This is a genomic window from Marivivens sp. ABH4_498 (assembly GCF_056160585.1).
In genome coordinates, this window is record NZ_JBSWXL010000002.1 from 440,676 (window position 1) to 466,491 (window position 25,816).

The window sequence follows — 25,816 nt, forward strand, 5'->3', positions numbered from 1 at the left end:
TTACGACCAGTTAACCGGAGGACCGAATGTTCCGCAAAATTGCGATTGCTTTGTCCCTGTTCGCCGCGCCCGCGCTGGCTCAGGATGTTACGACATACACATTGGACAACGGCATGGATGTCGTCGTGATCGAAGATCACCGCGCCCCCGTTGTCACCCATATGGTCTGGTATCGCAGCGGTTCTGCCGATGAACCCGTCGGCCAATCGGGCGTTGCGCATTTTTTGGAACATCTGCTGTTCAAAGCGACCGAAAACATGGAATCGGGCGAATTGTCTGACACCGTGGCGGCCAACGGCGGGTCCGACAACGCATTCACCAGTTACGATTACACCGCCTATTTCCAACGCGTCGCCGCCGACCGTCTGCCCCTAATGATGCAGATGGAGGCAGACCGGATGAACAATCTGATCCTGACCCCTGGTGATATCGAAACCGAACGTCAGGTGATTTTGGAAGAGCGCAATATGCGCACCGACAATTCCCCATCCGCGCTGGCGCGTGAACAGCTGCGGGCGGTTCAATATATGAACCACCGCTACGGCGTGCCGATCATTGGCTGGCGTCACGAAATGGAAACGCTGGATATGGATGACGCACTGTCGTTCTATGATCTGTATTACAGCCCGAATAACGCCATTCTGGTCGTCGCGGGCGATGTGGACCCTGCCCAAGTCCGTGCCCTAGCTGATGAATATTACGGTGTCATCCCCGCCGAAGAAAACTTGCCAGACCGCATCCGTTCGCAAGAACCGCCCCAAACCGCCGCGCGTCGTCTGACCTATATCGATGAACGCGTGTCGCAGCCATATTTGGTGCGCAGCTATCTGGCGCCCGAACGTGACAGCGGCGCACAGGAAACCGCTGCGGCGCTGGTGTATCTGGCCGAACTATTGGGCGGATCGCCGTTTTCGTCCGATCTGGGCATCGCGCTGCAATTCGACTCTAATACGGCGGTTTACACGGGCGCGGGATATTCGGGCATGTCGCTGGATGACACCACGTTCAGCATCAGTATTGCTCCTGCCGCAGATGTTTCGCTATCCGAAGCCGAGGCCGCAATGGATCAGGTTCTGACCGATTTTATGGCCAGTGATATTGATCCCGAACGGATCAACGCGATCCGCACTCAGCTGCGTGCATCCGAAATCTATGCGCGTGACAACGTGGACGGTTTGGCAAATCGCTATGGCGCGGCCCTGTCCCAAGGGTTGACTGTGCAGGACGTGCAGGATTGGCCGACCATTTTGGAAAACGTCACCGCCGAAGATATCAAAGCTGCCGCCGAACTGGTTCTGGATGATCGTAAATCCGTCACCATGTGGGTCGCCGCATCGCAGGAGGCTGCACAATGAAACGCATTCTGACCGCAATCGCATTCATCCTATCAGGCGCAACCGCGCAGGCCGAGGTTCAGATTCAGGAATTGACCACTGACGCAGGTATCGACGTTTGGCTGGTCGAGGAACATTCGATCCCATTCATTGCTGTCGAAATGCTGTTCGAAGGCGGCACTTCGTTAGATGTGGACGGTAAACGCGGGGCGACGAACCTGATGATGGCCCTGATCGAAGAAGGATCAGGCGACATGGACGCCCGCACGTTCCAACGCGAACGCGAAGCGCTGGCCGCATCATTCGGGTTCAGCGCCTATGACGACAGCGTGTCGGTGTCCGCGAAATTCCTGACCGAAAATCGTGATCAGGCGGTCGCGTTACTGGCGCAGGCCCTGAACGCCCCCCGTTTTGATCAGGACGCAATCGACCGCGTCCGCGCGCAGGTTCTGACCAATATCGCGTCCGATGAAAAGAATCCGAACCGCATCGCAGGAAATGCGTTTTACGCCGCTGCCTTTGGCGATCACCCCTATGGATCGAACAGCGATGGCACGGTCGAAACCGTTAATGCCCTCACCCAACAGGATCTGTTCGAAGCGCACCAAAACGCATTCGCCCTGTCGCGTTTGTCGGTATCTGTTGTCGGCGACATCACCCCAGACGAGGTTGGCCCGATGATCGACAGTCTGGTTGCAGGTCTGCCGGCAGACGGCCCTGCATTGCCAAAACGCGTTGAATTCGGGCTGACGGGGGGCGTTACTGTGATCGATTACGACACGCCTCAATCCGTTGCGCTGTTCGGTCAGGCGGGGATCAAACGCGACGACGAAGATTTCTTTGCGGCCTACATCCTGAATACCATTTTGGGCGGCAACGGCCCACAGTCTATCCTGATGGAAGAAGTCCGCGAAAAACGTGGCCTTACCTATGGCATCGGCAGCTATCTGGTGCCCAAAGATCACGCCGAAATGTGGTTAGGGTCGGTTGCGTCTGCGAACGAAGTGATGGCCGAAACCATTGATGTCGTCACAAATCAATGGGCCCGCGTCGCAACCGTGGGCGTCAGCCAAGAGGAACTGGACGCCGCGAAAACCTATCTGACGGGTGAATATCCGCTGCGGTTCGACAGCAATCAGGCGATCGCAGACATCATGGTCGGGATGCAAGTCGAAGGCCTGCCCGTCGACTATATCTTGAACCGAAACGATTATATCAATTCGGTCACGCTAGAGGATGTGAACCGCGTCGCAGGCGAAATTTTGGACCCAGACGCGCTGCATTTCGTGGTGGTTGGTCAGCCCGAGGGGCTGGAAACTTCGGAATAATGTTCACGAAATTCCCCTGTTAGAATCGTGTGGGGTCGTGCTATCCCTTGTGGCATGGCCCTGACGACCCCCAACATACCCGAAAATCGCCCCGTAATTCGCCAATTGGACGAAGCCGCGATTAACCGCATCGCAGCGGGCGAGGTTGTTGAACGTCCTGCCTCTGCCGTGAAAGAGCTGGTTGAAAATTCTATCGACGCCGGCGCGACCCGTATCGAAATCGTCGTGGCTGATGGTGGCAAGACGATGATCCGCGTCACCGACGACGGTTGGGGCATTGCGGCCGATGAATTGCCGCTGGCGTTGTCGCGCCACGCCACGTCGAAAATTGACGGGTCGGACCTGCTGGATATCCATTCGTTCGGGTTTCGTGGCGAAGCATTGCCGTCACTGGGCGCTGTGGGGCGTCTGACGATCACGTCGCGCCGTGCGGGCTATGATGCCGCAGAAATCCGCGTGTCAGGCGGTAAAATCGAACCGGTGAAACCTGCGGCCCTGTCTGCGGGGACGGTCGTGGAACTGCGCGATCTGTTTTTCGCGACACCCGCGCGTTTGAAATTCCTACGGACCGACCGTGCCGAAATGCAGGCGATCACCGATGTGATCAAACGTCTGGCGATGGCCGAACCCTATGTCAGCTTTGCGCTGTTCGATGCGTCCAATGGCAACCGCCGTGAAATATTCAGCGCCAACGCCGAACAGGGCGAAATGTTTGATGCGTTGAACGGACGTTTGGCGACCATTCTGGGCCGTGAATTTGCCGATAACGCGCTGCCGATTGATGCCGAACGCGATGGGTTTCACCTGACGGGCTATGCCGCGCTGCCGACCTATTCGCGCGGGTCGGCTGTTGCGCAGTTTCTGTTCGTAAATGGCCGCCCTGTGCGGGACAAACTGCTGATCGGCGCGCTGCGCGGGGCCTATATGGATTTCCTATCGCGCGACCGTCACCCTGCCGCGGCGCTGTTCATCGACTGTGATCCGAACCTAGTTGACGTCAACGTGCACCCCGCCAAATCCGAGGTCCGTTTCCGCGAACCGGGCATTGTGCGCGGTCTGATCGTATCGGGCCTACGTCATGCGTTGGCGAATGCGGGGCACCGTGCATCGACGACCGTGGCGTCAGATACCTTGGGCGCGTTCCGCCCTGAACAACGCCCAGCCGCGCCGATCTATCAGATGGACCGCCCGTCGATGGGTGCGAAATCCATGACCTATCAGATGCAGGCCCCCACGCCGCAGCCATCGATGGGATTTGCCGAAATGTCTGCGCCCTCGGCGCGGTTCGAAGAGGTGACAGAAACAGAGTCTAAACCAGCGGAATCGCTGCCTTTGGGGGCGGCGCGGGCGCAGGTGCATGAAAACTATATCATCGCCCAAACCGAAACGGGTTTGGTCATTGTGGATGGTCACGCCGCGCACGAACGGCTGGTCTATGAAAAGCTGAAAAAACAGATGGCGGAAAACGGGGTCGCGGCGCAGGCGTTGCTGATCCCTGAAATAATCGAAATGTCGCCCGGTGATGCGGCCCGCCTGATGGAAATCGCCGATGATCTGTCGCAGCTGGGTCTGACCATCGAACCCTTTGGCGGCGGCGCAATCTGCGTGCGCGAAACCCCTGCCATTCTGGGCGAGGTGAACGCCAAAGATATGATGATGGATATTTTGGACGAACTGGCCGATCTGGGTGACAGCCACACCGTCAAATCACGGATCGAGGCGATTCTGTCCCGCGTTGCCTGTCACGGATCGATCCGCACGGGCCGCCGTATGCGCGCCGAAGAAATGAACGCCTTGCTGCGCGAAATGGAGGCAACGCCCCATTCCGGCCAATGCAACCACGGTCGCCCGACCTATGTTGAACTGCGGTTGCAGGACATCGAACGTTTGTTCGGGCGCAGCTGATGACGCTGGACTTGTCTGATCCTGTGACGTTGCTGGCTTTGGTCGGGTTGGCCTTGGGCGCGTTGGTGTTGATCCTGCTGGTGATGGTCGTGCGCCGCGCGGGGCAATCGGCCCACATGGCGCAGATCGTGGCGTCGCAGTTGGGCGGGGTGACGCAGCGCGTACAGATGTTGTCGGATGGCCAGCAACAGCTATATGGCGGCCTGACATCGGTATCCGAAGCGCAGGCCCAATCGCAGGCGCATCTGCTGAAACTGATGGAGGCCCGCCTGCAACAGGTCACCGAGATGACCAACCGCAACCTAACGCAAAGTGCAAAGGTCACCGCCGCGTCATTGGGTGAATTGCAGCAACGCCTGAAAACCATCGACAAGGCGCAGGATAACATCACCAAACTGTCGGGCGATGTGCTGAGCCTTCAGGACATTTTGTCGAACAAACAGACCCGCGGCGCGTTCGGGGAAATCCAGCTGCACGACATCGTCAGCAAGGCGCTGCCGTCGGACAGTTACACGCTGCAACAGACTCTAAGTAACGGGAAAAGGGCCGATTGTCTGATCCACCTGCCCAATCCGCCCGGGCCAATCGTCATCGACAGTAAATTCCCGCTAGAGGCCTATGAGGCGCTGCGCCGCGCCACGACAGATGCCGAAGTTAACGATGCCGCCCGCATGATGCGTGTCGCCGTGCGGACGCACATCCGCGCCATTGCCGAAAAATACATCATCGAAGGCGAAACCGCAGACGGCGCGTTGATGTTCCTGCCTTCCGAAGCAGTCTATGCCGAACTGCACGCCAATTTTGGTGAACTGGTCCGCGAAGGGTTCAATGCTCGCGTCTGGATCGTTTCACCAACGACCTGCATGGCGACGCTGAACACGATGCGCGCGATCCTGAAAGACGCCCGTATGCGCGAACAGGCGGGGGCCATCCGCAAAGAATTGTCGCTGCTATATTCAGACGTGGACCGTTTGGGCACGCGGGTCGAAAATCTGGATCGGCATTTCAATCAGGCTGCCAAAGACCTGTCGGAAATTAAAATCAGCGCAGACAAAGCGGGCCGCAGGGCCCGCCGTCTGGATAATTTCGATTTCGAAGAATTGGCCCCCGAAACAGAGCCGCCCCTGCCGATTAAATCCTGACGAATTTCTGCGCGATGCGCGGCAGGAATGAATTGAATTTCAACGGCGCATCGGTGGCGGCCAAACAAATGCAATCTTCGCCTTCGGCGGCAATGGGCGTGTGATCCAGATCTTCGTTCGCAACCTCGACATCGCCTACGCCGAAATGGTCGGTGTGATCGGCAAATGCGCCCTGCAAGACCAGCGTCAGTTCGGTCCCGTTGTGCCCATGATCCGGCACGGCGGCTCCTGCGGGGATGCGCAGCAGGCGCACGGTTTCCTGACCTTGGGTCGATAGGATCATCTGTTTGACGCCGCCGCCGACAGGACGCCAGCGCACGGATTCTTTATCTCCGCCGACATAGTCGCGCAGTGGGGTCGGGAAAATGCCGGTGGTGCGTGCGGTCGGTTTCGGTTCGGGATTGGAATTCGCGATCAGGGCCATCGTCGACGCCAGCGCATCGTCGGACATCGCTGCGCTTCCCGCGTCCATCATGATTTCGCCGCCCACGGCCTCGAATTCGGCCAAACGGGCACGGCATTCATTGCATAGCGATACATGGGTCGCGACAACAAGGCTGAACGCTTCGGGCAGGGTGCCTGCAGCATAGCCCATCAGCAATTGGTCGGTCAGGTGGTGTTTAATGGTCGTCATGTTCTTCACCCCATCGAATGACGCAAGCGATCCAGCGCCAATCGGATACGAGATTTAATAGTGCCCAGCGGGAGGCCAGTTTGTTCAGCGATTTCTGAATGGCTCAGGTCGCCAAAATAGGCACGTTCGATCAGTACTCTTTGTTTTTCGGGCAAAGCCGCGATGGCCTGTCCCAGTTTTTCGGTTTCTTGGCTTAGGGCGATGACGTCCTCTTGGTCGGGTTCGGCATCGGGGCCCCAAGGCAAATCTTCGGGTTCGGGGCGTCGGGCGCGGCGGATCATGTCGATCTGCCGGTTCCGCGCAATTGTAAATATCCACGTCGCTGCGCTGGCACGCGACGGGTCGAATAGCGCCGCTTTGCGCCAGACGGTGGCCATCACCTCTTGGGCGCATTCTTCGGCCATGTCGTCTGCGGCACCACTGCGGATTAGAAACCCTTTGATCCGTGGCGCGAAATGCGCAAACAGGCGTGCGAACGCGGCCTGATCTTTATTGTCACGGATCGCAAAGATTTCTTCGATCCATGCAATGCGCTGCGGTGTGTCTGTCTGTGGCACGCGCGACGGCTTTCTTTTGGTTCGTACGTTATAGGTCTGCCCCTGACCATAATGATCAGCGGGGACGGGTCCATCCTGAATTTGGGTTTCTGACTGCACAAACATACGGAATATACGGGGCACTATCCAAATCGGATTAAAAATAAGTAATATTTAATCCAGAGGGCGGGTTCATGCGTAACCAGTTCGATATATTGGAGAAACTGTATGCCGTTCGAACCCCGTTTTGCTAACCCGCGTAAAATCGCTGTCATTGGCGGTGGTATCACCGGCATGGGTGCGGCGTACAAACTAAGCGCCACAGACCACGTCACATTGTTCGAGGCAGAGCCAAGGATCGGCGGACATGCCCGCACCCGTATGGCTGGACCAAATGGTGACCAGTCTGTGGATACGGGTTTTATCGTGTTCAATTACGCGAACTACCCGCATCTGACAGCATTGTTTGATGAACTGAATGTGCCTGTGGTCAAATCCGACATGAGCTTTGCCGCGTCAATAAACGGCGGTGCATTTGAATATGGCCTGCGGACTTTATCGGCCCTGTTTGCCCAGCCGAAACACGCGATCAGTCCAAAGTTTCTGCGGATGGTGCGTGATATTTTCAAATTCAATTCTGACGCGTTGGAATTGTCGCGCCGCAACCCACACATGACAATTGGTGAACTGCTGGCGGCGTTGGGGACATCGGATTGGTTCCGTGAACGGTATCTATTGCCGTTGTCGGGCGCGATTTGGTCTACGCCTTTGGAAAAGATCATGGACTTTCCTGCCTATGCCATGATGCAGTTTTTCGAAAACCACGCGCTGCTTAGCCATAAAGGGCAGCATCAGTGGTACACCGTCGATGGCGGGTCCATTTCCTATGTGTCACGTTTGCAGGCAGCGCTGGAACAGGCTGATGTGACCCTTCGGCTGTCCAGCCCGATTGATGCAGTGCGCCGCAATAGTGCGGGCGCTATGGTCAAAACAGCGGGGGCAGAGTGGGAACAATTCGACGAAGTGATCTTTGCGACGCATTCGGATGACACGCTGCGCATGATTGATGATGCCGAACCGTATGAACGCAGCGCATTGTCCAAAGTCGCTTATCAGCCCAATAAAATCGTCCTGCATTCTGATGAATCAATCATGCCGAAACGCCGCGCGGTTTGGAGCTCGTGGAACTACACCGAAACGAACGGGCGCTTGGATGGTCCGATCGACCTCACGTATTGGATGAATTCGTTGCAGCCGTGGCTGACCCGCGACAATTTCTTTGTCACGCTGAATACCAATCGCACTATTCGACCCGAATTGATTTGGGACGAGGTCACATTGCGCCACCCTGTGTATGATCTTGCCGCGCTAGAGGCGCAAAAAGAGGTCGCCATGTTCAACGGACGCAAAAACACGTGGTTCTGCGGCGCTTGGATGAAAAATGGTTTCCACGAAGACGGCCTATCCAGCGCCTTGGATGTCGTGAATGGGCTGCTGGCCGAAAAAATGAACATTGCAGCCCAATGACACCAGTAGAGCACATATCAGGCGAAACATTTCATGGCAGGCGGGGCGCAATCCGTAACGCGTTTCGATACTCTGTCGACTATGTGATGCTGGATCTGGAATCCGATGACAGTGGGCCGATTGGTTTTGGTAAAAACCGATTTGGCCTGTGGTCTGTGCGCGACCGCGATTGCGGCGGCCCGCCAGGTGAAGGCCGCGGTGCCGCATGGGCGCGCGAGGTTTTAAACCGGTATCAGCTGGGCTGCGATGGAAAGATTATTTTCCTCACTCAGCCTCGGGTCGCGGGCTATGTGTTCAATCCGGTCAGTTTTTGGCTGTGCCACGATGTGTCAGGCCAGCTGCGCGTTGTTATCGCCGAAGTCACCAATACCTTTGGCGACCGCCACTGCTATATTTGTCATAACCCCGACATGGAACCGATTTCCCGTGACCGTTGGATCACTGCGCAAAAGGTGATGCATGTATCGCCGTTTCAGCCGCTAGAGGGCGAATACAAATTTCGGTTCGATATCGGGTACAACAAGATCGAGATTGTGATCGATTTTATGCGCAATGGCGGCGGTGTGGTTGCGACGCTGCGCGGCGAACGAAAACCGTTGAAAACATCTGCGATGATCATGGCTTCGCTACGGCGTCCTTTTGCGTCGTTGCGGGTCATGGGTCTGATCCATTGGCAGGCGTTCAGGCTGTGGCGCAAAGGGGCGCCCTATCGCACGCGGCCTGAACCTCCTCAACAACAAGTCAGCGCACAAGAGGCAACAAGATGACCTTTTTGTATGGAATTTTATGCGGCATCCTGATTGTGGTTGCTGCGCTGTTGGTATTTTCACGCTTGGCTGGGTTTCAGTCACAGAAAATCAGTGACTACCAAAGCACCGACAGGCCAGTTGATATCCGCAAAGACTTTGACGGGCATTTGGTGTGCGAAGGTGTGATTTACGGGCCGTTGGGCCGTGTGAGTTCGCGATTTGTTGCAGATATGCATGCCGAATGGGATGGAAACCGCGGCGTGATGAAGGAATATTTTACCTACGCCAGTGGTGAAAATCAGGCGCGTGAATGGACATTCACCGTTGATGACAACGGGCGGATTACAGCCGACGCACCGGATTTGGTGGGGTCTGGACACGGCCAGCAATCTGGATCGGCTGTGGTTTTGAACTACAACCTTAAATTAACAGAAGACGCCGGGGGGCATGTCTTATCCGTGACGGATTGGATGTATGCGGCCCCGAACGGAGTATTGGTAAACCGGTCGCAGTTCCGCAAATTCGGCATCAAAGTCGCCGAACTGGTTGCGACGATGCGACCGGCAGAGGTGAAAGAATGCGAGATTGGAAAGGCAAGCGCTACTGGTTGATCGGCGCAAGCGAAGGATTGGGGCGGGCTCTGTCGCAAGTCATGAGCTCGGCTGGGGTCGAGGTGATATTGTCTGCACGTGATGCAGATCGCCTGACCGACCTATCAAATGAATTGGTCGGCAAAAGCAGCATTATGCCGTTGGATGTGACGGACGCCGATGCTGTCAAACAGGCAGCGAAAGATATCGGTCCGATTGACGGTATGGTGTTTCTGGCGGGCGTATATTGGCCCATGTCCGCCAAAGAATGGGATGCCGATAAGGCAACCGCCATGGCAGATATCAATTTCACGGGCGCAATGCGCGCTGTCGGCGCTGTCGTGCCCGATATGGTCGCCAAAGGGGCCGGGCATATCGTATTGACCGGATCGTTGTCGGGGTTTCGCGGTCTGCCGGGGGCAATCGGGTATGGCGCGTCAAAGGCTGGCGTGATGTATCTGGCCGAAAGCATGTACGCAGACCTGCGCGGATCAGGCGTTGATGTGCAATTGGTCAATCCAGGGTTCATCAAAACGCGTCTGACCGACAAAAACGATTTCAAGATGCCGTTTATCAAAGACCCCAAAGACGCGGCGCAGGATTATTTCGAACACATGAATTCGGACGGCTTTGCCCATAATTTCCCACGTGGCTTTGGGGCGATGTTCCGATTGTCACAGTTTTTGCCGGATTGGCTGTACTACAGATTATTCTGATTTGCGTTGGATCAAGGCGGGGCAGGGATGCCCCGTTCAATCTGTTTCCATCCTGTTATGCGAACTGGGGGAAACGAACCAATGCACATCACATCCGACAAAGTGGCCGAAATAATCATTCTGGCCCGCGAATTGGACCGCGCCGAAGCCGAATTCGACGGTTTCATCAGGCGGTTGAATATCGAAGAACAGGCCGCGCTGGTCGCGCTGTTCTGGATCGGGCGCGGCAGTTTTGACGCGACCGACTATGACGAAGCCTATGCAACCGCGCAGGCCGAAGCGACAGCCCCCACCGAAAGCTATCTAAAAGGATCGCCGCATTTGGCCGATCATTTAGAAAGCGGGCTAGAGGCCATGGGCATCAGCGCGACAGAGGCCGAAGACGACCTGTTGCCGCCTGTTTGATTATTGGTTCTGCAACTCTCGCAAGATTAATTCAATCAAACCCTGTGCCTGATCGTCTGTCATGACGGGGGTGGCTGCCTGACCTTGGGGCACGTCCATGGGCAGCGGGCTAGGCACCATGCCGTCCAGAACACGGGTCATCACTTCGTGCCAGATTTCGGCAGGCAGACCGCCGCCTGTGACGCCTGTCAGCGGCGTGTTATTGTCATACCCCATCCAAATGCCTGTCACGTAATCCCCCGTAAAGGCGATGAACCATGCGTCACGGGCGCTTTGGGTGGTGCCGGATTTACCTGCGATTTGCCAACCGTCGATTTTGGCCCGCTGACCTGTGCCGACTTCGATCACTTGATGCATCATCCAAGTCAGCAGCCGAGCGTTTTCTTCGCGTATGACACGTTCGCCGATCCCGCCGCCCGACCCCATCAGCGGCACAGCGGCATTCCGACGAAGGCTCAGTTGTTCCATGCCATATGGGGTCACAGATGACCCACCATTCAAAATGCCCGCAAAGGCGCCCGTCATTTCGATCAGTGTGGATTCGGAAACCCCCAGCGCCAGAGCGGGGCCGTCAGCCAAATCGTTCGAAAATCCAAATCCGCGCGCAACGGTTTGTACGGCGTCGCGGCCGACGCTTTCCGACAGCATGATTGCGGGAATATTGCGGCTTTCTTGCAAAGCTTGGGTGAGGGTGATCGGACCTTTGAATTCGCGGTCATAGTTGCGCGGGCACCATTCACCGGACCCCGGGACGTTCAGGCATAGCGGATCATCATTGATGATGTCCAACGGGCTATGTCCCATTTCCAGTGCAGCCGAAAAAATGAACGGTTTGAACAGCGAACCTGTCTGGCGCAGCGCTTGGGTTGCGCGGTTGAATTGCCCGCCAACAGAGGTTTGGCGCCCTCCGACCATCGCGCGCACTGCGCCATCCGCGGACATGACGACAATCGCGGCTTGTGCTTCGGACCCTTCGCGGACCTTGTTTTCGAATACCCAGTCTATCGCGTCTTCTGCGGCTGTTTGGATGCGCGGATCAAATGTGGTGCGGATGATGACGTCTTCGGTCGTGTCTTCGGTGAAATAGGACGGACCGGTGTCCATGACCCAATCCGCGAAATATCCGCCTGCGCGCGTCTGGGCGGCTTCGGACAGTTGTGCTGGGTTGGTTAGCGCGTCTTGGGCTTGTGCGGCTGTTATGTATCCTTGGTCTTCCATCAATCCGACGACGACGCTGGCGCGATCCCAGCTGCGTTGCAGGTTGCTGGTCGGTGCATAGGATGACGGGGCTTTTAGCAATCCGGCCAATAGAGCGGCCTGAGCAGGGGTCACACCTGCGGCAGAGACGCCGAAATATCGCTGTGCGGCGGCTTCGAACCCGCGGGTGCCTGCGCCCAGATAGGCGCGGTTCAGGTAAATCGTCAGGATTTCATCTTTGGTGTAACGCACTTCCATCGCCATGGCGTAGATGGCTTCGGTCACTTTGCGCCAGACGGTGGTTTGGCGGCAGTCTGCTTCGTATGCGGTTTCGTTGTCCCAAATGTCGGGGTCAAAAGGTTGGCCCTGACACAACAGTTTTGCCGTCTGTTGGGTGATGGTTGATCCACCCGCGCCAGATAGCGCGCCGTTGCCAGCAGCCAGATTGTTGCGGACAGCGCCCGCAATGCCGCGCGGGGAAATACCAAAGTGACGATAGAACCGTTTGTCTTCGGTCGCCACGACAGCGTTTTTCAAATGTTCGGATACCGAAGAGGCCGTGATCATCCCCGCAAATTGGTCGCCGCGCCACGCAAACTGTTCGCCATTAACGTCCAGCATGGTGACCGATCCACGGGCCCGACCGTCGATCAGGTCGGATGCAGGGGGCAAAGACGATGATTTGTAAAGGACAGCGCCCGCAATAATCAGGCTGACAATAACGCCGCCAGCAATGCCGATTTTCAAAATAAGGCTGATAAAGAACCAGATAACGGCCCAAACCCACCCCAGCGGTCCGCGCCGTTTTGGTTTTGGTGTCGCAGTCTTGCGCCGCTTAGGGGCGGGTTTTGGCGTCGGTTTCGCGTTCTGCCGCGTCGCATAGCGATTCTCGGCCACCAAAGTGGGGCGTTTTTGTCCCTTACCGCTCATTATCTGCTCTTTCTTATATGCGTTTTGCGGGATTCTATCCCCGTGCGGTTGAAATGTTGAGCCGCTAGAAACCCTTTGTTAAGTTTTTTATATGCTTAAAAAATGATCGAAACGATTAAAATGTATAATTTTTAGGCAAAACATCCGACCCTAACCGGCGAAAATCCGCCATTTGCTTGAGGAATGGGCACCTAACACGCTCAGTAGCGGGGCGAGATCCCAGATGGGGTCAGTCGATTAATATCGCAAGGGGAAGAACGTGAAACTGATCATTGCTACTATCAAGCCGTTCAAGCTGGAGGAGGTACGCGAAGCCGTAACCGCCGCTGGCGTTCGCGGCATGATGGTGACCGAAATCAAGGGCTTTGGCTCTCAGTCCGGTCACACCGAAATCTACCGTGGTGCTGAATACGCTGTGAACTTTGTTCCAAAGGTCAAACTAGAGATCGTCGTGCCTGACAACATGGCCGACCAGATCGTTTCGACCATCGCAGCTACCGCCAAAACCGAAAAAATCGGCGACGGTAAAATCTTTGTTCTCGACGTTGAGGGCGCCGTTCGCGTGCGCACCGGCGAAACTAACGACGACGCCCTATAAGGCGACGACAGGGGAATTTCCATGAAACTTACTAAACTCCTCCCTGCTGCTGCGGCGCTGACTGCGCTTCCGGCTATGGGCTTTGCCCAAGAAGCTGGCGTTGATGCGGCTTCAGACACCATTTTCATTTTTAACTCGCTATTGTTCCTAATCGGCGGCTTCCTGGTATTCTGGATGGCAGCTGGTTTTGCGATGCTAGAAGCTGGCCTGGTTCGCACCAAAAACGTTGCGATGCAGCTGACCAAAAACGTTGCTCTGTTTTCGCTGGCAGCGATTTTCTACTACCTGATCGGTTACAACCTGATGTACCCACTGGGCACATGGTCGGTTGACGGCGTTCTGTCCGGCGTTTGGGGCGTAGGCGTTCTGGAAGCTGTTGGCGTTGCTCGTGATGGCGCTGATGACTACGGTTATGCAGCAACTGCATCCGACTTCTTCTTCCAGCTGATGTTCTGTGCCACCACTGCATCGATCGTTTCGGGTACTCTGGCTGAGCGTATCAAACTGTGGCCGTTCCTGGCGTTCACCGTTGTTCTGACTGCTGTTATCTACCCTCTGCAAGCTTCGTGGAAATGGGGCGGCGGTTTCTTGGACGCAGCTGGTTTCTTGGACTTCGCTGGTTCGACCGTTGTACACTCGGTAGGTGGCTGGGCTGCTTTGGCTGGTCTGCTGGTACTGGGTCCACGTATCGGTAAATACAAAGACGGCCGTGTAAACCCAATCCCAGGTTCGAACCTGACTCTGGCAACCTTGGGTACATTCATCCTGTGGCTGGGTTGGTTCGGCTTCAACGGCGCATCGCAGCTGGCAATGGGCACCGTAGGTGACGTAGCTGACGTATCGCGTATCTTTGCGAACACCAACACTGCAGCAGCAGGTGGCGCACTGGCAGCAATGATCATGACCCAACTTCTGTACAAAAAGGTCGACCTGACCATGGTACTGAACGGCGCACTGGCTGGTCTGGTTTCGATCACTGCAGAGCCTCTGACCCCAACTCTGGGTGCAGCAACCATCATCGGCGCTATCGGCGGTATCCTGGTTGTGATCACTGTTCCTCTGCTGGACAAACTGAAACTGGACGACGTTGTTGGCGCTATCCCAGTTCACCTGGTCTGCGGCATCTGGGGCACCATCGCAGTTGTCTTCACCAACGGTGACGCATCGCTGGGCACTCAGCTGTACTCCATCGTCGTCGTCGGCATCTTCACCTTCGTTGTGTCGCTGGTCGTATGGTTCATCCTGAAAGCTCTGGTTGGCATCCGCGTATCCGAAGAAGACGAAATCAACGGTCTGGATAAAGCAGAGCTGGGTATGGAAGCTTACCCAGAATTCTCGAAAGGCTAATATCCTTTCATCGGAAATTAGACCCGGGCGTTCGCGCCCGGGTTTTTTTATGTCTGCTGTTAAAATGAAAACGCCCGCAGCAAATGCTGCGGGCGTTTGTTGTTTTTGTTTCGCGCGGGCGTGGCCCGCGGGCGCGTCAATTACACGCCAGCGTCGACGATCGCTTTGGCCAGCAGAGGAACGGTTTTGTCGTTCAGACCTGCAATGTTCAGGCGGCTGTCGCTGACCATGTAGATGGCGCTGTCTGCGCGCATTTTTTCGACCTTATCGGCGGTGGTGCCGATTTGGCTGAACATGCCGCGGTGTTCGGCTAGGAAATTGAAACGGTCCGAATTGGTCAGGCGTTTCAGTTCGTCTGCCAGTTGCTGACGCAGGTTCAGCATCGACAGGCGGGTTTCTTCCAGCTCTTCTTCCCACATTTTACGCAGGTCGGCGTCGTTCAGGATGGTCGCAACGATACGCGCGCCGTGATCTGGCGGGAACGAATAGTTCTGGCGGTTCAGGAACTGCAGCATGCCCTGAGACAGTTTCGCAGTTTTTTCGTCCGCTGCGATGGCCATCAGGATGCCGGTACGTTCGCGGTAGATGCCAAAGTTTTTCGAACAGGACGCTGCGATCAGGCATTCACCGACAGAACCCGCGACCAGACGGGTTGCTGCGGCGTCTGCGTCCAGACCGTCACCGAAACCTTGGTAGGCGATGTCGATCAGTGGGATCGCGCCTTTGTCGTTGATCAGAGCAACGACGTCTTTCCACTGGTCTAGTGTCAGGTTTGCGCCCGTTGGGTTGTGGCAGCAGCCGTGCAGCAGAACAACGTCGCCTGCAGCAACGTTTGCCAGATCAGCCATCATGCCAGCGAAATCAACGTCGCGGGTTGCGGTGTCGAAATAGCTGTATGCTTTGTGGGTCATGCCCAGATAGTTCAGGATCGACACGTGGTTTGGCCAAGTGGGGTTCGATACCCAAACGGTCGCGTTCGGCGTGGTTTTGTTGATCAGTTCCATCGCTTGACGGATCGCGCCCGTGCCGCCCGGAGTCGTCACAGCGCCGATGCGTGCGCGATCAACAGCGCCGTTTAGCACCAGATCGATCATGCCTTCGATGTACTGGGGTTCGCCAGCCAGCGATGTGTACGCCTTGGAGGTTTGTGCTTCCCAGATCTTTTGTTCGGCAGCTTTGACCGCCTTCATCACCGGAGTGACGCCTTCGGCATTTTTGTAAACACCAACGCCCAAGTCGACTTTGTTGTCGCGTGGGTCTTCGCGGTAGGCCTGCATCAGGGCAAGGATTTTATCGGCGGGTTGTTCGGTAAGATGCTCGAGCATCATTCATCTCCGGTTGCGATAGGAAGGTCGGCGTACATGCCCCATTCGGACCATGAGCCATCGTATAGCGCGTGATCGGTTTTCCCCATGCGTTCAAGAGCAAGGCACAAAACCGCTGCGGTCACGCCAGATCCGCAGGTTGTGATAACGGGTTTCGACAGATCGACGCCGGCAGCGGTGAAAACGCCGCGCAGGTCGCCTGCGGATTTCATCGTGCCGTCGGCATTCAGAACAGTGGAAAAAGGTACGTTTTTCGCGCCCGGAATATGGCCCGCGCGTAGGCCTTCGCGGGGTTCGGGCGCATCGCCCCGGAACCGTTCGGCGGCGCGGGCGTCAATGATGTCATAGTCGCGCAATTTGGATGCGCGGGCGACCTCGGTCACGTCTTTGACCATGTGGTGGCGCAGGTCGACCAGCATGTGGCGGTCGCGGATCACGGGGTCTGCGTCATTCGTCGGGCGGCCTTCGGCGGTCCATTTCGGCAATCCGCCATCCAGAACGGCGATCTGGTCGTGGCCAAAGACTTTGAACATCCACCAAACGCGGGCGGCGGAAAACAGGCCTTTGGAATCGTAGACAACGATCTGGTGGCCATCGCCAACACCCAATGCCCGCACGCGCGACAGGAATTTTTCAACGGGGGGCAACATATGCGGCAGGTCCGACCGCAGATCAGCGATTTCGTCGATGTCAAAAAAACGAGCGCCAGGGATGTGGTTTGCGTCGAAATCCGCGCGTGGATCGCGGTTTTCGGTCGGCAGGAACCAGCTGGCATCCAGAATGCGCAGGTCAGCATCTTTTAGATGGGCCGCCAGCCATTCGGTCGAAACCAAGGTGCGCGGATCATCCTGAGTGGTCTGGGTCATTCGCGTGCCCTTTCGGATGATAGTAGCAATCCGAACCCCACTAGCGCGGGTAATAATATGAGGCAAGAGGCACAGCCGCCTTTGCACTAAAAACCAGCAGGAAACGGTCGGAATTTATCCGCGATCGCGCAGCAGACGCTGTTTTTGGCGGTTCCAATCGCGTTTCGCGCTGTCGGCCCGTTTGTCGTGGTTCTTTTTACCTTTGGCGACGCCGATCTTTAGCTTAATCAAACCGCGGTCGTTGAAATACATCACCAACGGTACGATGGTCATGCCTTCGCGTTTGGTGGCGTTCCACAGGCGGGCCAATTCGCGTTTGGAACACAGCAGTTTGCGTTTGCGGCGTTCTTCGTGGCCCCAGGTTTTGGCTTGGGCGTAGGGCGCGATATAGGCGTTCGTCAGCCACAGTTCACCATCATCGACCGAGGCATAGCTTTCGGCGATGTTCGACTGCCCGTTGCGCAGCGATTTCACTTCGGACCCCATGAGGACGATGCCGACCTCTAGGTCGGATTCGATCGCATAATCAAACCGCGCGCGGCGGTTTTCTGCGATGACCTTGTAATTGGTGTTTTCTTTTTTCTTGGCCATAGTTCAACCCAGATAGGGCTTTGCCGCAGTGGGGGCAAGGGGCGGTTAGGTCTGTTGCCGCTGCCGTTTGCGGATCATGGTGAAAATACCGCTGCCCACGACAATCACGCTGCCGATGATGGTGGGCAGATCGATGGGTTCGCCAAACATGATCAGAACCAGCACAGCGCCGATGATTAGGCGGGTATAGCGCCACGGCGTGACCGCGCCCACGTCGCCCGTGCGCATGGCAACGGTCAGCGCGAAATACCCTGTGATCCCGCCCATGGCTGCGATGGTGATATAGGTCATCGCCGCGGCTGAAATCGGTGTGAATCCGCCCTGAAGGCCCCAGATGATCAAACCCGCCAAGGTGAACATCGCGTAGCCGATGAACCCCAGTTGCCAGTTTGACAGGCGGGCAGGGGATGCGCGGGTGGCCAGATCGCGGCCCGCAAAACCGATCATGCCCAGCACCGCGAGAAAGGTCAGAAAATCGAACTGAGCGTCCCATGGCTGCAAGATCAGCATTACGCCAAAAAATCCCAGCACGACCGCCACCCATTGGCGCGGGCCGACCTTTTCGCCCAGAAACAGGGCGGCGCCAGCGACTACGACCAATGGGGTCGCCTGCAAAATGGCAGTCGCTGTGATCAGCGGGGCAAGGATGAACGCCAGAGTATAGCTAAGCCGCCCCATGATTTCGAACCCGCCACGTAGCAGCAGGGGTTTCGACAGTAATTCAGCGGGGAATAACGGCTGGCGGCGAAATGCGGTCATCGCGCCGAAAAACACCATGCCGCTGGCAGCGACCATGACGATCAGTTGCCCGTGCGGAATGTTGGCGTCGGTCAGGGTGGCGTATTTGATAAATGAATCTTCGATGGCGAAACCCGCCATCGAAAGGATCATAAACAAAGACCCGATCAGGTTGTCCCGACCGGTCGCCGGGGTGCGGCTCAATTCAGTAGGCCAGCGTGCACCATCGCGGCGCGAATGCGGTCTTTGGTGCTGTCTTCTAGCGGGGTCAGAGGCGAACGGACTTCGTCAGAACACAGACCCAGTAGCGACATACCGTATTTCGCGCCTGCAACGCCTGGTTCGATGAACACGGCGTCGTGCAGGGGCATCAGGCGGTCCTGATATTCCAATGCGGTTTTGTAATCGCCGCGCAGAGTCGCCTCTTGGAATTCCGAACACAGTTTCGGCGCGATGTTCGCGGTGACCGAAATGCAGCCCAGACCGCCATGCGCGTTGAAACCCAATGCGGTTGCGTCTTCGCCCGACAACTGGATGAAATCGTGACCACAGGTGATACGGCATTTCGGAACGCGGGACAGATCACCTGTCGCGTCTTTCACTGCGATCATTTCCGGCAATTTCGCCAAATGACCCATAGTTGCGGGGGTCATATCGACGACCGAACGGCCAGGGATGTTGTAGATCACAATCGGCAGACCGATTTTTGCGGTCGCTTCGAAATGGGCGATCAAACCTTTTTGGGTCGGTTTGTTGTAGTACGGGGTCACGACCAATGCTGCGTCTGCGCCTGCTTTTTTCGCGGCTTCGACCAGACGGACGGATTCGGTGGTGTTGTTCGACCCAGCGCCCGCAACAACAGGGATGCGGCCTGCAACCTGTTTGACCACGGTTTCAACAACCAGATCGTGTTCTTCGTGGCTTAGCGTCGGGCTTTCGCCTGTGGTGCCAACAGGAACCAGACCGTGCGACCCTTGGTCGATGTGCCATTCGACCAGCTTTTTCAGCGCGTCCAGATCCACTTGGCCGTCTTTGAACGGCGTTACCAATGCTGGCATCGATCCTTTGAGCATGACACGCTTTCCTTGTGCTAAGGGCCATGAATCGGCCCGATGTAAAACGCGCGGAACCTAGACGGGTTTCCGCCGCTTGCCAAGTTTGTGAGTTGTGCTTTGTGCATTGGGCGTTAGGCTCTTTTGAAAAAGGGCAGGAATTCATGGCATTTTTACGCTGCAAACTGATGGTTTTCGGTCTGATCGGGGCATTCGCATCGCCGCTGAATGCCCAAGATGCGGCCCTATCAAACGCGTTCGACGCAGGCCGCGCAGGCGAATGGGATTCCGCCTATGGCCTTGTGGGGCTTGATTTATTAGCGCACGATCTGATCACGTGGACCCGTCTGCGCGAAGGCGAAGGAACCTTTGGCGATTATATCGCCTTTACGGCTGAACATTCCGACTGGCCCGGAATTGACCGGTTGCGCGCCCGCGGCGAAGAATCAATTACCGATGAAACCGATCCAGCCTACGTTGTTGCGTGGTTTGCAGACAATGAACCCGAAACCGGGACGGGCGGATTGCGGCTTGCCATGGCTATGCGCGCGCTGGGCCAAAACGAACAGGCCCGCGCTGTCATTCAAAATATCTGGGAAAAATACGGCCTAACCGAAGAGGAAACCGCCGCGATCATTGCCGAATTCGGTCCGGATTTGACCGAACAGCATGCCATTCGCGCTGAAAACATGCTGTGGCGGTCGCGCGCTGATGATGTGGAATGGATTTTGGACTATCTTCCACAGGATGATCGTGCCGTGGCAGAGGCGCGCATTGCCCTGATCCGCCGATCCAGCGATTGGGGCGCAAAACTATCCGCGGTGCCTGCATCGCGCCGTGACGACGTTGGGCTGGCGTATGACCGGATGAATTTCCTGTCCAATCGCGGCGATTATACGGATGCGATTGCGATCTTACTAACCCACACTGATTCCGCCGAAGACCTATATCAGCCGTTCCGCTGGTCTGGTTGGCGCCGTAACCTTGCCCGCTGGGATATGCGCGAAGGCCGCTATCACCGTGCCTATCAATTGGCGAGCATGCATTTCTTGTCGCCCGACGATGGTGAACCCTATGCCGATCTGGAATGGCTGTCGGGCTACATCGCATTGCGGTTTCTGGACCAACCGGCTGTCGCCCGAATTCATTTTAATCATTTGAAAAACGCGGTTGATGGACCGATTTCTTCGGGGCGTGCAGGGTATTGGCTGGGGCGTACGTATGAAGCGTTGGGCGACGCCCAATCCGCCCAAACCGCCTATGCCGAAGCGGCGGCCCACCAAACGGGTTTCTATGGTCTATTGGCGGCGGAAAAACTGGGGCAGTCGCTGGACCCATCGTTGATCCGTTCCGAATTGTTTGACCCATATGATGCGTCGCCTGTGTCGTCTAACGAATGGGCGCGGTCTGGTTTTGAATTGCTGGATGCCGGTGAAAGAGGATCGGCGGTTTTGTTTTTTGCGGCATTGGGCCGAACGTTGGATCGTGCGGAACTGGGCAGCCTAGGATTGGAACTGCGCCGCAGAAATGAACCGTTTTTCATGCTGTTATTGGGCAAATCGGCGGCCGCGCGGGGGATGATTATTCCTGATCTATATTTCCCGCTGCACGACCTGCACCGCATGGATTTGCCTGTCGATCCTGAATTGGCGCTATCGATTGCCCGCCGCGAAAGCGAATTTAACCCCGTCGTAGGCAGCGCTGTCGGAGCGCTGGGCCTGATGCAAATCATGCCAGCCACAGCCGAAGAAGTCGCTGGGGAATTGGATTTGCCCTATAGCCGTGCGCGTTTGACTGCGGATTGGGAATATAACGCGACCTTGGGGGCGAAATATCTATGGAATTTGCAGGATCGGTTCGGCCCGTCGCCCGTCATGATCGCCGCAGGATATAACGCAGGGCCCAGCCGTCCTGCACGGTGGATCGACGAACGGGGTGATCCACGTACAGGCGACGCAGATGTCATCGATTGGATCGAAATGATCCCGTTTAGCGAAACCCGCAACTACGTGCAGCGCGTGACGGAAAGCATCCTGATCTATAACGCTCGCCTGAATGGAACGGCCAGCGGACCGATTGAATTTTCAGACCTGCTGCGCGGTGTGAAACCATTGGTGCGCCCCGCCGCGCGTCCATGGGATGAAACGGTAGAACCATCAATGTCCACGAGCCCCTATGCGCCGGCTACCGCTCCTCGACCACTCGCGCGGCCTTAGCCTGTTTACGTGCGGCCAGCTGTTCGCGGATCAATGTGAACACGCCTGCCGACACAACAATCACCGCGCCGATGACGACGTTGGTGCGTAGGTTGTCGCCAAACATGGTCACGCCGATAAAGGACGCGAATGGCAGCTGCAGATAGGCAAAGGGTTGGATGGCGCTGGCTTGGGCGACTTCGTACGCGCGGATCAACAGGTAATGACCAGCTAGGCTGATGATGCACAAAAACAGCATCCACACCCAGTCGATGGGCGCCATGTTTTCCCAGTAAAACACGCCGACCGCCGTCGACAAGATCATCCCGAAAATGCCCATCCAGAAAAATGACGTTGCAGCCGAATCTTTGCGTGCGACGTAGCGGTTCATGATGCCGTATGTGGCGAACATGATGGTCGGAACAACGGCCCACAGCGACACAAGCGAGAACACGCCGTCGCTGGGCTGTAGAATAATTATCACGCCGATAAACCCGATACCGATGGCGACCCACCGCCGCCAGCCAACGGATTCGCCCAAAATCGGCCCCGATAGCGCTGCGATGATCAGGGGATAGCACGCAAAAATCGCATGGGTTTCCACAAGGCCCAATTTGGTAAAGGCGACGACCATGATGCCGATTTCCAGCACCATAATCAGGGCGCGGAAAAACTGTGCGATGGGCTGTTTGGTTTTGATCGCTCCGAACGCCGACCCCGTGTGCCGATAGCTTAGCGCGACTGCAAACATGGCGAAAAACCAGAACCGCACCATCACGATGAAACGGATGTCGTATAGTTCGCCCAGATGGCGTGATGCGGCGTCTTGGACAGAGAAAATGAAGGTGACCAGCACCATCATCCAAATGCCCATTCGGTTGTTCTGTTCGGTCATTCTTTGATCCCGCGTGACATATGGCGTTTGTGAGCGAACCCTTTGGTGCGGGTCACGGTGAACCCTGCGGTTTCCAGCGATTTGCGGACATGGCCCGCCGCCGTGTAGGTGGCAAAGGTGCCGCCTTGGCCTGTGTGGTCATAGACGTGCTGCATCAAATCGGCCCCCCACATTTCGGGATTTTTCGCGGGGCTGAACCCGTCCAGAAACCACGCATCCGCCTGTAGGTCGGATTTGGGTAGGGTTTCACGCACGTCGCCCGTGACGATGTTCAGGCGAATGTCGCCGAACGTCGTGTCGCCCGCGCGCAGGCCTGCGATCATCTGATCGGCCAAAGGCGCAATTTCGGGGAACGCCGCCAATGCGCGTTCGGTTTCATCCAGCGACATTGGGAACGCTTCGAATGTGGTGAATGTCACGGTTCCGCGCGATCCGTCTGCGATCCAAGCGGCCCAAGTGGTCAGAAAATTCAGCCCCGTGCCGAACCCCAATTCGCCGATGTGGAAATCAGAACCAAACCGTTGGGGCAGGTTGTTGCCTGCGATAAACACATGCCGCGTTTCGGCCAGACCGTCGTTGATCGAAAAATAGGGGTCGTCGAACTGTTTCGACACAGGGATCGTGTCGTCGCGCCATTCGATATCCGCAATCGGCTGGTCGTTCATACTGGTCTGCCTTAAATACGTGCCAACACGAACCCAAAGGTGGCCCATGGCAACGGTAGATGTAACAATTTTCGGCGCAGGGGCCTTTGGTCTAGCAGTGGGCTATGCCTGCGCCAGACGCAAGGCCCGCGTGCGGGTAATCGATCCCTTTGGTGTCGCTGCTGGGTCTTCGGGCGGGGTTGTCGGGGCGCTGGCTCCGCATGTTCCTGAAAACTGGAACGACAAAAAAGAATTCCAATTCCAAAGTCTGGATATGGCCGCCAAATTCTGGGCCGAGGTAGCCGAGGTATCGGGCGAACACGCTGGATATCTCCGATCGGGGCGATTGCAGCCGTTGGCGGATGACCGCGCGATTGAATTGGCCCGCGCCCGTACGGAATCCGCGCGTGACCTGTGGCGCGGGAAATACGAATGGCAGGTCGCTCCGGCGGCAGATTTTGGCGATTGGTGCCCGCCCACGCCCACGGGGCAGGTCGTTTGGGATAACCTAAGCGCCCTGATGCATCCGCGCATGGCCTGTCACGCCTTGGCATCGGCGATCGTCGCGCTGGGCGGTGAAATCGTGACCGAAGGCGCGGCAGAGGGCAAAATCCTGCACGCTACGGGTTGGCGCGGGTTGATGGAACTGTCTGAAAGTGTTGGCAAAAACGTAGGCAACGGCGTCAAAGGTCAGGCAGCGGTACTGCAATACAACGGTTGGCTGTTGCCGCAGCTATTTGCCGATAGCCTGCATATCGTGCCCCATGCGAACGGCACGGTCGCCATTGGGTCCACCAGCGAACGCGAATTTGACGCGTCCGACACCACGGATGATCAGCTGGACGATGTGATCGCCCGCGCTATCGCGGCGTTTCCTGTGTTGAAAAACGCCCCCGTGATCGAACGCTGGGCCGGCGTGCGCCCCCGCGCCAAAAGCCGTGCGCCGATGATTGGTATGCACCCGTTGCGGGACGGCGAATTTATTGCCAACGGCGGGTTCAAAATCGGGTTCGGAATGGCCCCGAAAATAGGCGCGGTCATGGCCGACCTGATGCTGGACGGCCACGACGATATTCCTGACGGGTTTAAACCGACTGCGAGTATGTAATCAGGTCTTTCAACGCGCCCAGATGCGTGTCCAGCATCTTGACGGCTTGATCATCGGACAGTTTGCCGTCGTCACCAAAGGCGTTGAACGCGCCGCCGACCAGAACTTCGCGGCCGTTCAGCAATAGCGGCGCAAAGGGTTGCAGCGCGTGACGCAGCGCATATTGCGACCGGTCACCGCCCCCACGGCCCGCCGCCGCAGAGATGATCGACACAGGTTTGTTTTCCCATGGGTTGCCTTCGATGCGGCTGACCCAATCCAGCGCGTTTTTCAAACCACCGGGGATGGATTTGTTATATTCAGGCGTTGCAATAATCACCGCATCAGACGCTTTGATCTGATCATACAGCGCTTGGGCCGCCGCAGGGACGCCATCGCGGTCTTCGACATCGCCGTCGTATAGTTCCATACGAATTTCGGCGATGTTGAACTGATCGGCGCCAAACCGTTCGGCGGCCTGTTTCAATAGCATCAAGTTATACGAACCGGATCGAAGCGACCCGCAAATTCCTAAAAGTTTTGTCATATCAAACCCCTTTCGGGATTTAACTTAGGGTTATTTGCGGGACGTTCCAGTTCAGTATTCTACACCTACCTGTGCGGCAATGCCGGATTTGAACGGGTGTTTGATCTGCTTCATTTCTGTTACCAGATCGGCAATTTCGATCAGGTCGGGGTGCGCATTACGGCCCGTCAGAACCACGTGGGTCATGTGCGGTTTTTCATCGCGCAGGAACGTCACCACGTCGTTGATATCCAGATAATCATAGCGCAGCGCGATGTTGATTTCGTCCATCAGAACCATGCTGTTGGATTCGTCGCGCACCAGTTCTTTGCATTTTTCCCAAGCGGCGGCGGCCATTTCTTTGTCGCGCTCTTTGTCTTGGGTTTCCCAAGTGAACCCTTCGCCCATGACGTGGACGGGGCAGATATCGGCAAAGCGTTCTTTGATCATGTCGCGTTCACCGCTGGGCCATTTGCCTTTGATGAACTGAACGATGGCGCATTTCATGCCGTGACCGATGTGGCGAAAAATCATGCCAAAGCCTGCGGTCGATTTGCCTTTGCCATCGCCAGTATACACGATGATCAGGCCTTTTTTGTCGGTCTTTTTGGCCATCATCTTGTCGCGCGCCGCTTTGACCTTTTTCATGCGTTCGGCGTGCTGTTGATTTTCGTCTGACATTGGTATCCTCCGGTTTGGGTGGACATTGCTGTGCATGACGGGGTTTCGCAACCCGCCAATTGCCAATGTCCGACGAATAGGGCATCAGCCCAGAAAAAGGAGCATACTATGCCAGATTATCGTACTTCGGGTCCGTCGTCGGTTCACAGCGGTTACACACGTGACCTAGACATGAACAAAAAGGGCCGCAACAAACAGACCGCTGATCCACGCAATGACAAAAAAGCCATTCTGGAAAAAATGAAAAAAGCAGCGGCCGCGAAAAAAGAGGGCTAAGG

General features: G+C 56.5%; 26 protein-coding genes. 14 read left to right on the forward strand and 12 right to left on the reverse strand.

Annotated features, from left to right (window positions below; all coding sequences use genetic code 11):
- Positions 1-26: 26 nt before the first annotated feature.
- The 4 genes from ACXAGA_RS06260 to ACXAGA_RS06275 are packed head-to-tail and all read left to right on the forward strand — an operon-like array spanning position 27 to position 5,709.
- Positions 27-1,355, forward strand: coding sequence for a M16 family metallopeptidase (locus ACXAGA_RS06260; RefSeq protein WP_475116638.1), 1,329 nt, complete (start codon positions 27-29; stop codon positions 1,353-1,355).
- The gene (locus ACXAGA_RS06265) at positions 1,352-2,662 is read left to right on the forward strand and encodes a M16 family metallopeptidase (RefSeq protein WP_475116639.1); all 1,311 of its coding nucleotides are present in this window, start codon (positions 1,352-1,354) and stop codon (positions 2,660-2,662) included. The genes ACXAGA_RS06260 and ACXAGA_RS06265 overlap by 4 nt, the downstream gene beginning before the upstream one ends.
- Positions 2,663-2,716: 54 nt before the next feature.
- On the forward strand, positions 2,717-4,567 hold the full coding sequence (mutL, locus tag ACXAGA_RS06270; protein WP_475116640.1) for a DNA mismatch repair endonuclease MutL: 1,851 nt from the start codon (positions 2,717-2,719) through the stop codon (positions 4,565-4,567).
- Positions 4,567-5,709: a DNA recombination protein RmuC gene (locus tag ACXAGA_RS06275; RefSeq protein WP_475116641.1), complete on the forward strand. Its 1,143-nt coding sequence runs from the start codon at positions 4,567-4,569 to the stop codon at positions 5,707-5,709. Before mutL ends, ACXAGA_RS06275 begins: the two co-directional genes overlap by 1 nt.
- Here ACXAGA_RS06275 and ACXAGA_RS06280 read toward each other — a convergent pair.
- On the reverse strand, positions 5,699-6,343 hold the full coding sequence (locus ACXAGA_RS06280; RefSeq protein WP_475116642.1) for a ChrR family anti-sigma-E factor: 645 nt from the start codon (positions 6,341-6,343) through the stop codon (positions 5,699-5,701). The genes ACXAGA_RS06275 and ACXAGA_RS06280 overlap by 11 nt on opposite strands.
- A 5-nt stretch (positions 6,344-6,348) precedes the next feature.
- Complete coding sequence (locus tag ACXAGA_RS06285; protein WP_475116643.1) at positions 6,349-6,900, reverse strand: sigma-70 family RNA polymerase sigma factor; 552 nt, start codon at positions 6,898-6,900, stop codon at positions 6,349-6,351.
- A gap of 207 nt (positions 6,901-7,107) precedes the next feature.
- Between ACXAGA_RS06285 and ACXAGA_RS06290 the strand changes: the two genes are divergently transcribed.
- The 5 genes from ACXAGA_RS06290 (at position 7,108) to ACXAGA_RS06310 (ending at position 10,866) form a co-directional block, all read left to right on the forward strand.
- Positions 7,108-8,406, forward strand: a complete 1,299-nt coding sequence (locus tag ACXAGA_RS06290; protein ID WP_475116644.1) for an NAD(P)/FAD-dependent oxidoreductase — start codon at positions 7,108-7,110, stop codon at positions 8,404-8,406.
- Positions 8,403-9,173: a DUF1365 domain-containing protein gene (locus tag ACXAGA_RS06295; protein WP_475116645.1), complete on the forward strand. Its 771-nt coding sequence runs from the start codon at positions 8,403-8,405 to the stop codon at positions 9,171-9,173. The genes ACXAGA_RS06290 and ACXAGA_RS06295 overlap by 4 nt, the downstream gene beginning before the upstream one ends.
- Entirely contained in the window at positions 9,170-9,766 is a 597-nt protein-coding gene (locus ACXAGA_RS06300) for a DUF3833 family protein (protein ID WP_475116646.1), read from the forward strand. Before ACXAGA_RS06295 ends, ACXAGA_RS06300 begins: the two co-directional genes overlap by 4 nt.
- Positions 9,733-10,461, forward strand: a complete 729-nt coding sequence (locus ACXAGA_RS06305) for an SDR family NAD(P)-dependent oxidoreductase (protein WP_475116647.1) — start codon at positions 9,733-9,735, stop codon at positions 10,459-10,461. The genes ACXAGA_RS06300 and ACXAGA_RS06305 overlap by 34 nt, the downstream gene beginning before the upstream one ends.
- Before the next feature lie 81 nt (positions 10,462-10,542).
- Complete coding sequence (locus tag ACXAGA_RS06310) at positions 10,543-10,866, forward strand: DUF3775 domain-containing protein (RefSeq protein ID WP_475116648.1); 324 nt, start codon at positions 10,543-10,545, stop codon at positions 10,864-10,866.
- Here ACXAGA_RS06310 and ACXAGA_RS06315 read toward each other — a convergent pair whose 3' ends face one another.
- Positions 10,867-12,993, reverse strand: coding sequence for a transglycosylase domain-containing protein (locus tag ACXAGA_RS06315; protein ID WP_475116649.1), 2,127 nt, complete (start codon positions 12,991-12,993; stop codon positions 10,867-10,869).
- Between the two features lie 259 nt (positions 12,994-13,252).
- Here ACXAGA_RS06315 and ACXAGA_RS06320 point away from each other — a divergent pair, with 259 nt between their 5' ends.
- Both ACXAGA_RS06320 and ACXAGA_RS06325 read left to right on the forward strand, forming a co-directional pair.
- Positions 13,253-13,591, forward strand: coding sequence for a P-II family nitrogen regulator (locus ACXAGA_RS06320; protein WP_086450844.1), 339 nt, complete (start codon positions 13,253-13,255; stop codon positions 13,589-13,591).
- 21 nt (positions 13,592-13,612) lie between these two features.
- Positions 13,613-14,938, forward strand: coding sequence for an ammonium transporter (locus ACXAGA_RS06325; protein WP_475116650.1), 1,326 nt, complete (start codon positions 13,613-13,615; stop codon positions 14,936-14,938).
- A gap of 140 nt (positions 14,939-15,078) precedes the next feature.
- Here the strand turns inward: ACXAGA_RS06325 and ACXAGA_RS06330 are convergent, their stop codons facing one another.
- The 5 genes from ACXAGA_RS06330 to dapA all read right to left on the reverse strand — a co-directional run bounded on the left by ACXAGA_RS06330 (position 15,079) and on the right by dapA (position 19,531).
- Positions 15,079-16,263, reverse strand: coding sequence for an amino acid aminotransferase (locus ACXAGA_RS06330; RefSeq protein WP_475116823.1), 1,185 nt, complete (start codon positions 16,261-16,263; stop codon positions 15,079-15,081).
- Positions 16,263-17,129, reverse strand: a complete 867-nt coding sequence (gene sseA, locus ACXAGA_RS06335; RefSeq protein WP_475116651.1) for a 3-mercaptopyruvate sulfurtransferase — start codon at positions 17,127-17,129, stop codon at positions 16,263-16,265. The genes ACXAGA_RS06330 and sseA overlap by 1 nt, the downstream gene beginning before the upstream one ends.
- Before the next feature lie 114 nt (positions 17,130-17,243).
- Positions 17,244-17,720, reverse strand: a complete 477-nt coding sequence (gene smpB / locus ACXAGA_RS06340) for an SsrA-binding protein SmpB (protein WP_475116652.1) — start codon at positions 17,718-17,720, stop codon at positions 17,244-17,246.
- Positions 17,721-17,765: 45 nt separating this feature from the next.
- Complete coding sequence (locus ACXAGA_RS06345; RefSeq protein ID WP_475116653.1) at positions 17,766-18,662, reverse strand: DMT family transporter; 897 nt, start codon at positions 18,660-18,662, stop codon at positions 17,766-17,768.
- Positions 18,659-19,531: a 4-hydroxy-tetrahydrodipicolinate synthase gene (gene dapA / locus ACXAGA_RS06350; RefSeq protein WP_475116654.1), complete on the reverse strand. Its 873-nt coding sequence runs from the start codon at positions 19,529-19,531 to the stop codon at positions 18,659-18,661. Before dapA ends, ACXAGA_RS06345 begins: the two co-directional genes overlap by 4 nt.
- Before the next feature lie 143 nt (positions 19,532-19,674).
- On the opposite strand from dapA, the gene ACXAGA_RS06355 reads away from it, so the two are divergent.
- Positions 19,675-21,726 carry a lytic transglycosylase domain-containing protein gene (locus ACXAGA_RS06355; protein WP_475116655.1) on the forward strand — a complete coding sequence of 684 codons (2,052 nt, stop codon included), beginning with the start codon at positions 19,675-19,677 and terminating at the stop codon, positions 21,724-21,726.
- Here ACXAGA_RS06355 and ACXAGA_RS06360 read toward each other — a convergent pair.
- Complete coding sequence (locus ACXAGA_RS06360) at positions 21,695-22,600, reverse strand: DMT family transporter (protein ID WP_475116656.1); 906 nt, start codon at positions 22,598-22,600, stop codon at positions 21,695-21,697. The two genes, ACXAGA_RS06355 and ACXAGA_RS06360, sit on opposite strands and share 32 nt — an antisense overlap.
- Entirely contained in the window at positions 22,597-23,265 is a 669-nt protein-coding gene (gene mnmC2, locus ACXAGA_RS06365; protein WP_475116657.1) for a tRNA (5-methylaminomethyl-2-thiouridine)(34)-methyltransferase MnmC2, read from the reverse strand. The genes ACXAGA_RS06360 and mnmC2 overlap by 4 nt, the downstream gene beginning before the upstream one ends.
- Before the next feature lie 46 nt (positions 23,266-23,311).
- Between mnmC2 and ACXAGA_RS06370 the strand changes: the two genes are divergently transcribed.
- Positions 23,312-24,352 carry an NAD(P)/FAD-dependent oxidoreductase gene (locus ACXAGA_RS06370; RefSeq protein WP_475116658.1) on the forward strand — a complete coding sequence of 347 codons (1,041 nt, stop codon included), beginning with the start codon at positions 23,312-23,314 and terminating at the stop codon, positions 24,350-24,352.
- On the opposite strand, the gene ACXAGA_RS06375 is transcribed toward ACXAGA_RS06370, so the two are convergent.
- Both ACXAGA_RS06375 and cobO read right to left on the reverse strand, forming a co-directional pair.
- Positions 24,330-24,878, reverse strand: a complete 549-nt coding sequence (locus ACXAGA_RS06375; protein WP_475116659.1) for an NADPH-dependent FMN reductase — start codon at positions 24,876-24,878, stop codon at positions 24,330-24,332. The two genes, ACXAGA_RS06370 and ACXAGA_RS06375, sit on opposite strands and share 23 nt — an antisense overlap.
- 51 nt (positions 24,879-24,929) lie before the next feature.
- On the reverse strand, positions 24,930-25,538 hold the full coding sequence (gene cobO, locus ACXAGA_RS06380) for a cob(I)yrinic acid a,c-diamide adenosyltransferase (protein ID WP_475116660.1): 609 nt from the start codon (positions 25,536-25,538) through the stop codon (positions 24,930-24,932).
- Positions 25,539-25,646: 108 nt separating this feature from the next.
- Between cobO and ACXAGA_RS06385 the strand changes: the two genes are divergently transcribed.
- A complete protein-coding gene (locus tag ACXAGA_RS06385; protein ID WP_165767739.1) occupies positions 25,647-25,814 on the forward strand; it encodes a hypothetical protein in 168 nt (55 codons plus the stop codon).
- Positions 25,815-25,816 lie beyond the last annotated feature (2 nt).

Bases quoted from the DNA above. Each gene is read 5' to 3' on its own strand.
- ACXAGA_RS06260 (WP_475116638.1), top strand. From the start codon at position 27: ATGTTCCGCAAAATTGCGATTGCTTTGTCCCTGTTCGCCGCGCCCGCG.
- ACXAGA_RS06265 (WP_475116639.1), top strand. From the start codon at position 1,352: ATGAAACGCATTCTGACCGCAATCGCATTCATCCTATCAGGCGCAACC.
- mutL (WP_475116640.1), top strand. From the start codon at position 2,717: ATGGCCCTGACGACCCCCAACATACCCGAAAATCGCCCCGTAATTCGC.
- ACXAGA_RS06275 (WP_475116641.1), top strand. From the start codon at position 4,567: ATGACGCTGGACTTGTCTGATCCTGTGACGTTGCTGGCTTTGGTCGGG.
- ACXAGA_RS06280 (WP_475116642.1), bottom strand. From the start codon at position 6,343: ATGACGACCATTAAACACCACCTGACCGACCAATTGCTGATGGGCTAT.
- ACXAGA_RS06290 (WP_475116644.1), top strand. From the start codon at position 7,108: ATGCCGTTCGAACCCCGTTTTGCTAACCCGCGTAAAATCGCTGTCATT.
- ACXAGA_RS06295 (WP_475116645.1), top strand. From the start codon at position 8,403: ATGACACCAGTAGAGCACATATCAGGCGAAACATTTCATGGCAGGCGG.
- ACXAGA_RS06300 (WP_475116646.1), top strand. From the start codon at position 9,170: ATGACCTTTTTGTATGGAATTTTATGCGGCATCCTGATTGTGGTTGCT.
- ACXAGA_RS06305 (WP_475116647.1), top strand. From the start codon at position 9,733: ATGCGAGATTGGAAAGGCAAGCGCTACTGGTTGATCGGCGCAAGCGAA.
- ACXAGA_RS06310 (WP_475116648.1), top strand. From the start codon at position 10,543: ATGCACATCACATCCGACAAAGTGGCCGAAATAATCATTCTGGCCCGC.
- ACXAGA_RS06315 (WP_475116649.1), bottom strand. From the start codon at position 12,993: ATGAGCGGTAAGGGACAAAAACGCCCCACTTTGGTGGCCGAGAATCGC.
- ACXAGA_RS06325 (WP_475116650.1), top strand. From the start codon at position 13,613: ATGAAACTTACTAAACTCCTCCCTGCTGCTGCGGCGCTGACTGCGCTT.
- ACXAGA_RS06330 (WP_475116823.1), bottom strand. From the start codon at position 16,263: ATGCTCGAGCATCTTACCGAACAACCCGCCGATAAAATCCTTGCCCTG.
- sseA (WP_475116651.1), bottom strand. From the start codon at position 17,129: ATGACCCAGACCACTCAGGATGATCCGCGCACCTTGGTTTCGACCGAA.
- smpB (WP_475116652.1), bottom strand. From the start codon at position 17,720: ATGGCCAAGAAAAAAGAAAACACCAATTACAAGGTCATCGCAGAAAAC.
- dapA (WP_475116654.1), bottom strand. From the start codon at position 19,531: ATGCTCAAAGGATCGATGCCAGCATTGGTAACGCCGTTCAAAGACGGC.
- ACXAGA_RS06355 (WP_475116655.1), top strand. From the start codon at position 19,675: ATGGCATTTTTACGCTGCAAACTGATGGTTTTCGGTCTGATCGGGGCA.
- ACXAGA_RS06360 (WP_475116656.1), bottom strand. From the start codon at position 22,600: ATGACCGAACAGAACAACCGAATGGGCATTTGGATGATGGTGCTGGTC.
- mnmC2 (WP_475116657.1), bottom strand. From the start codon at position 23,265: ATGAACGACCAGCCGATTGCGGATATCGAATGGCGCGACGACACGATC.
- ACXAGA_RS06370 (WP_475116658.1), top strand. From the start codon at position 23,312: ATGGCAACGGTAGATGTAACAATTTTCGGCGCAGGGGCCTTTGGTCTA.
- ACXAGA_RS06375 (WP_475116659.1), bottom strand. From the start codon at position 24,878: ATGACAAAACTTTTAGGAATTTGCGGGTCGCTTCGATCCGGTTCGTAT.
- cobO (WP_475116660.1), bottom strand. From the start codon at position 25,538: ATGTCAGACGAAAATCAACAGCACGCCGAACGCATGAAAAAGGTCAAA.
- ACXAGA_RS06385 (WP_165767739.1), top strand. From the start codon at position 25,647: ATGCCAGATTATCGTACTTCGGGTCCGTCGTCGGTTCACAGCGGTTAC.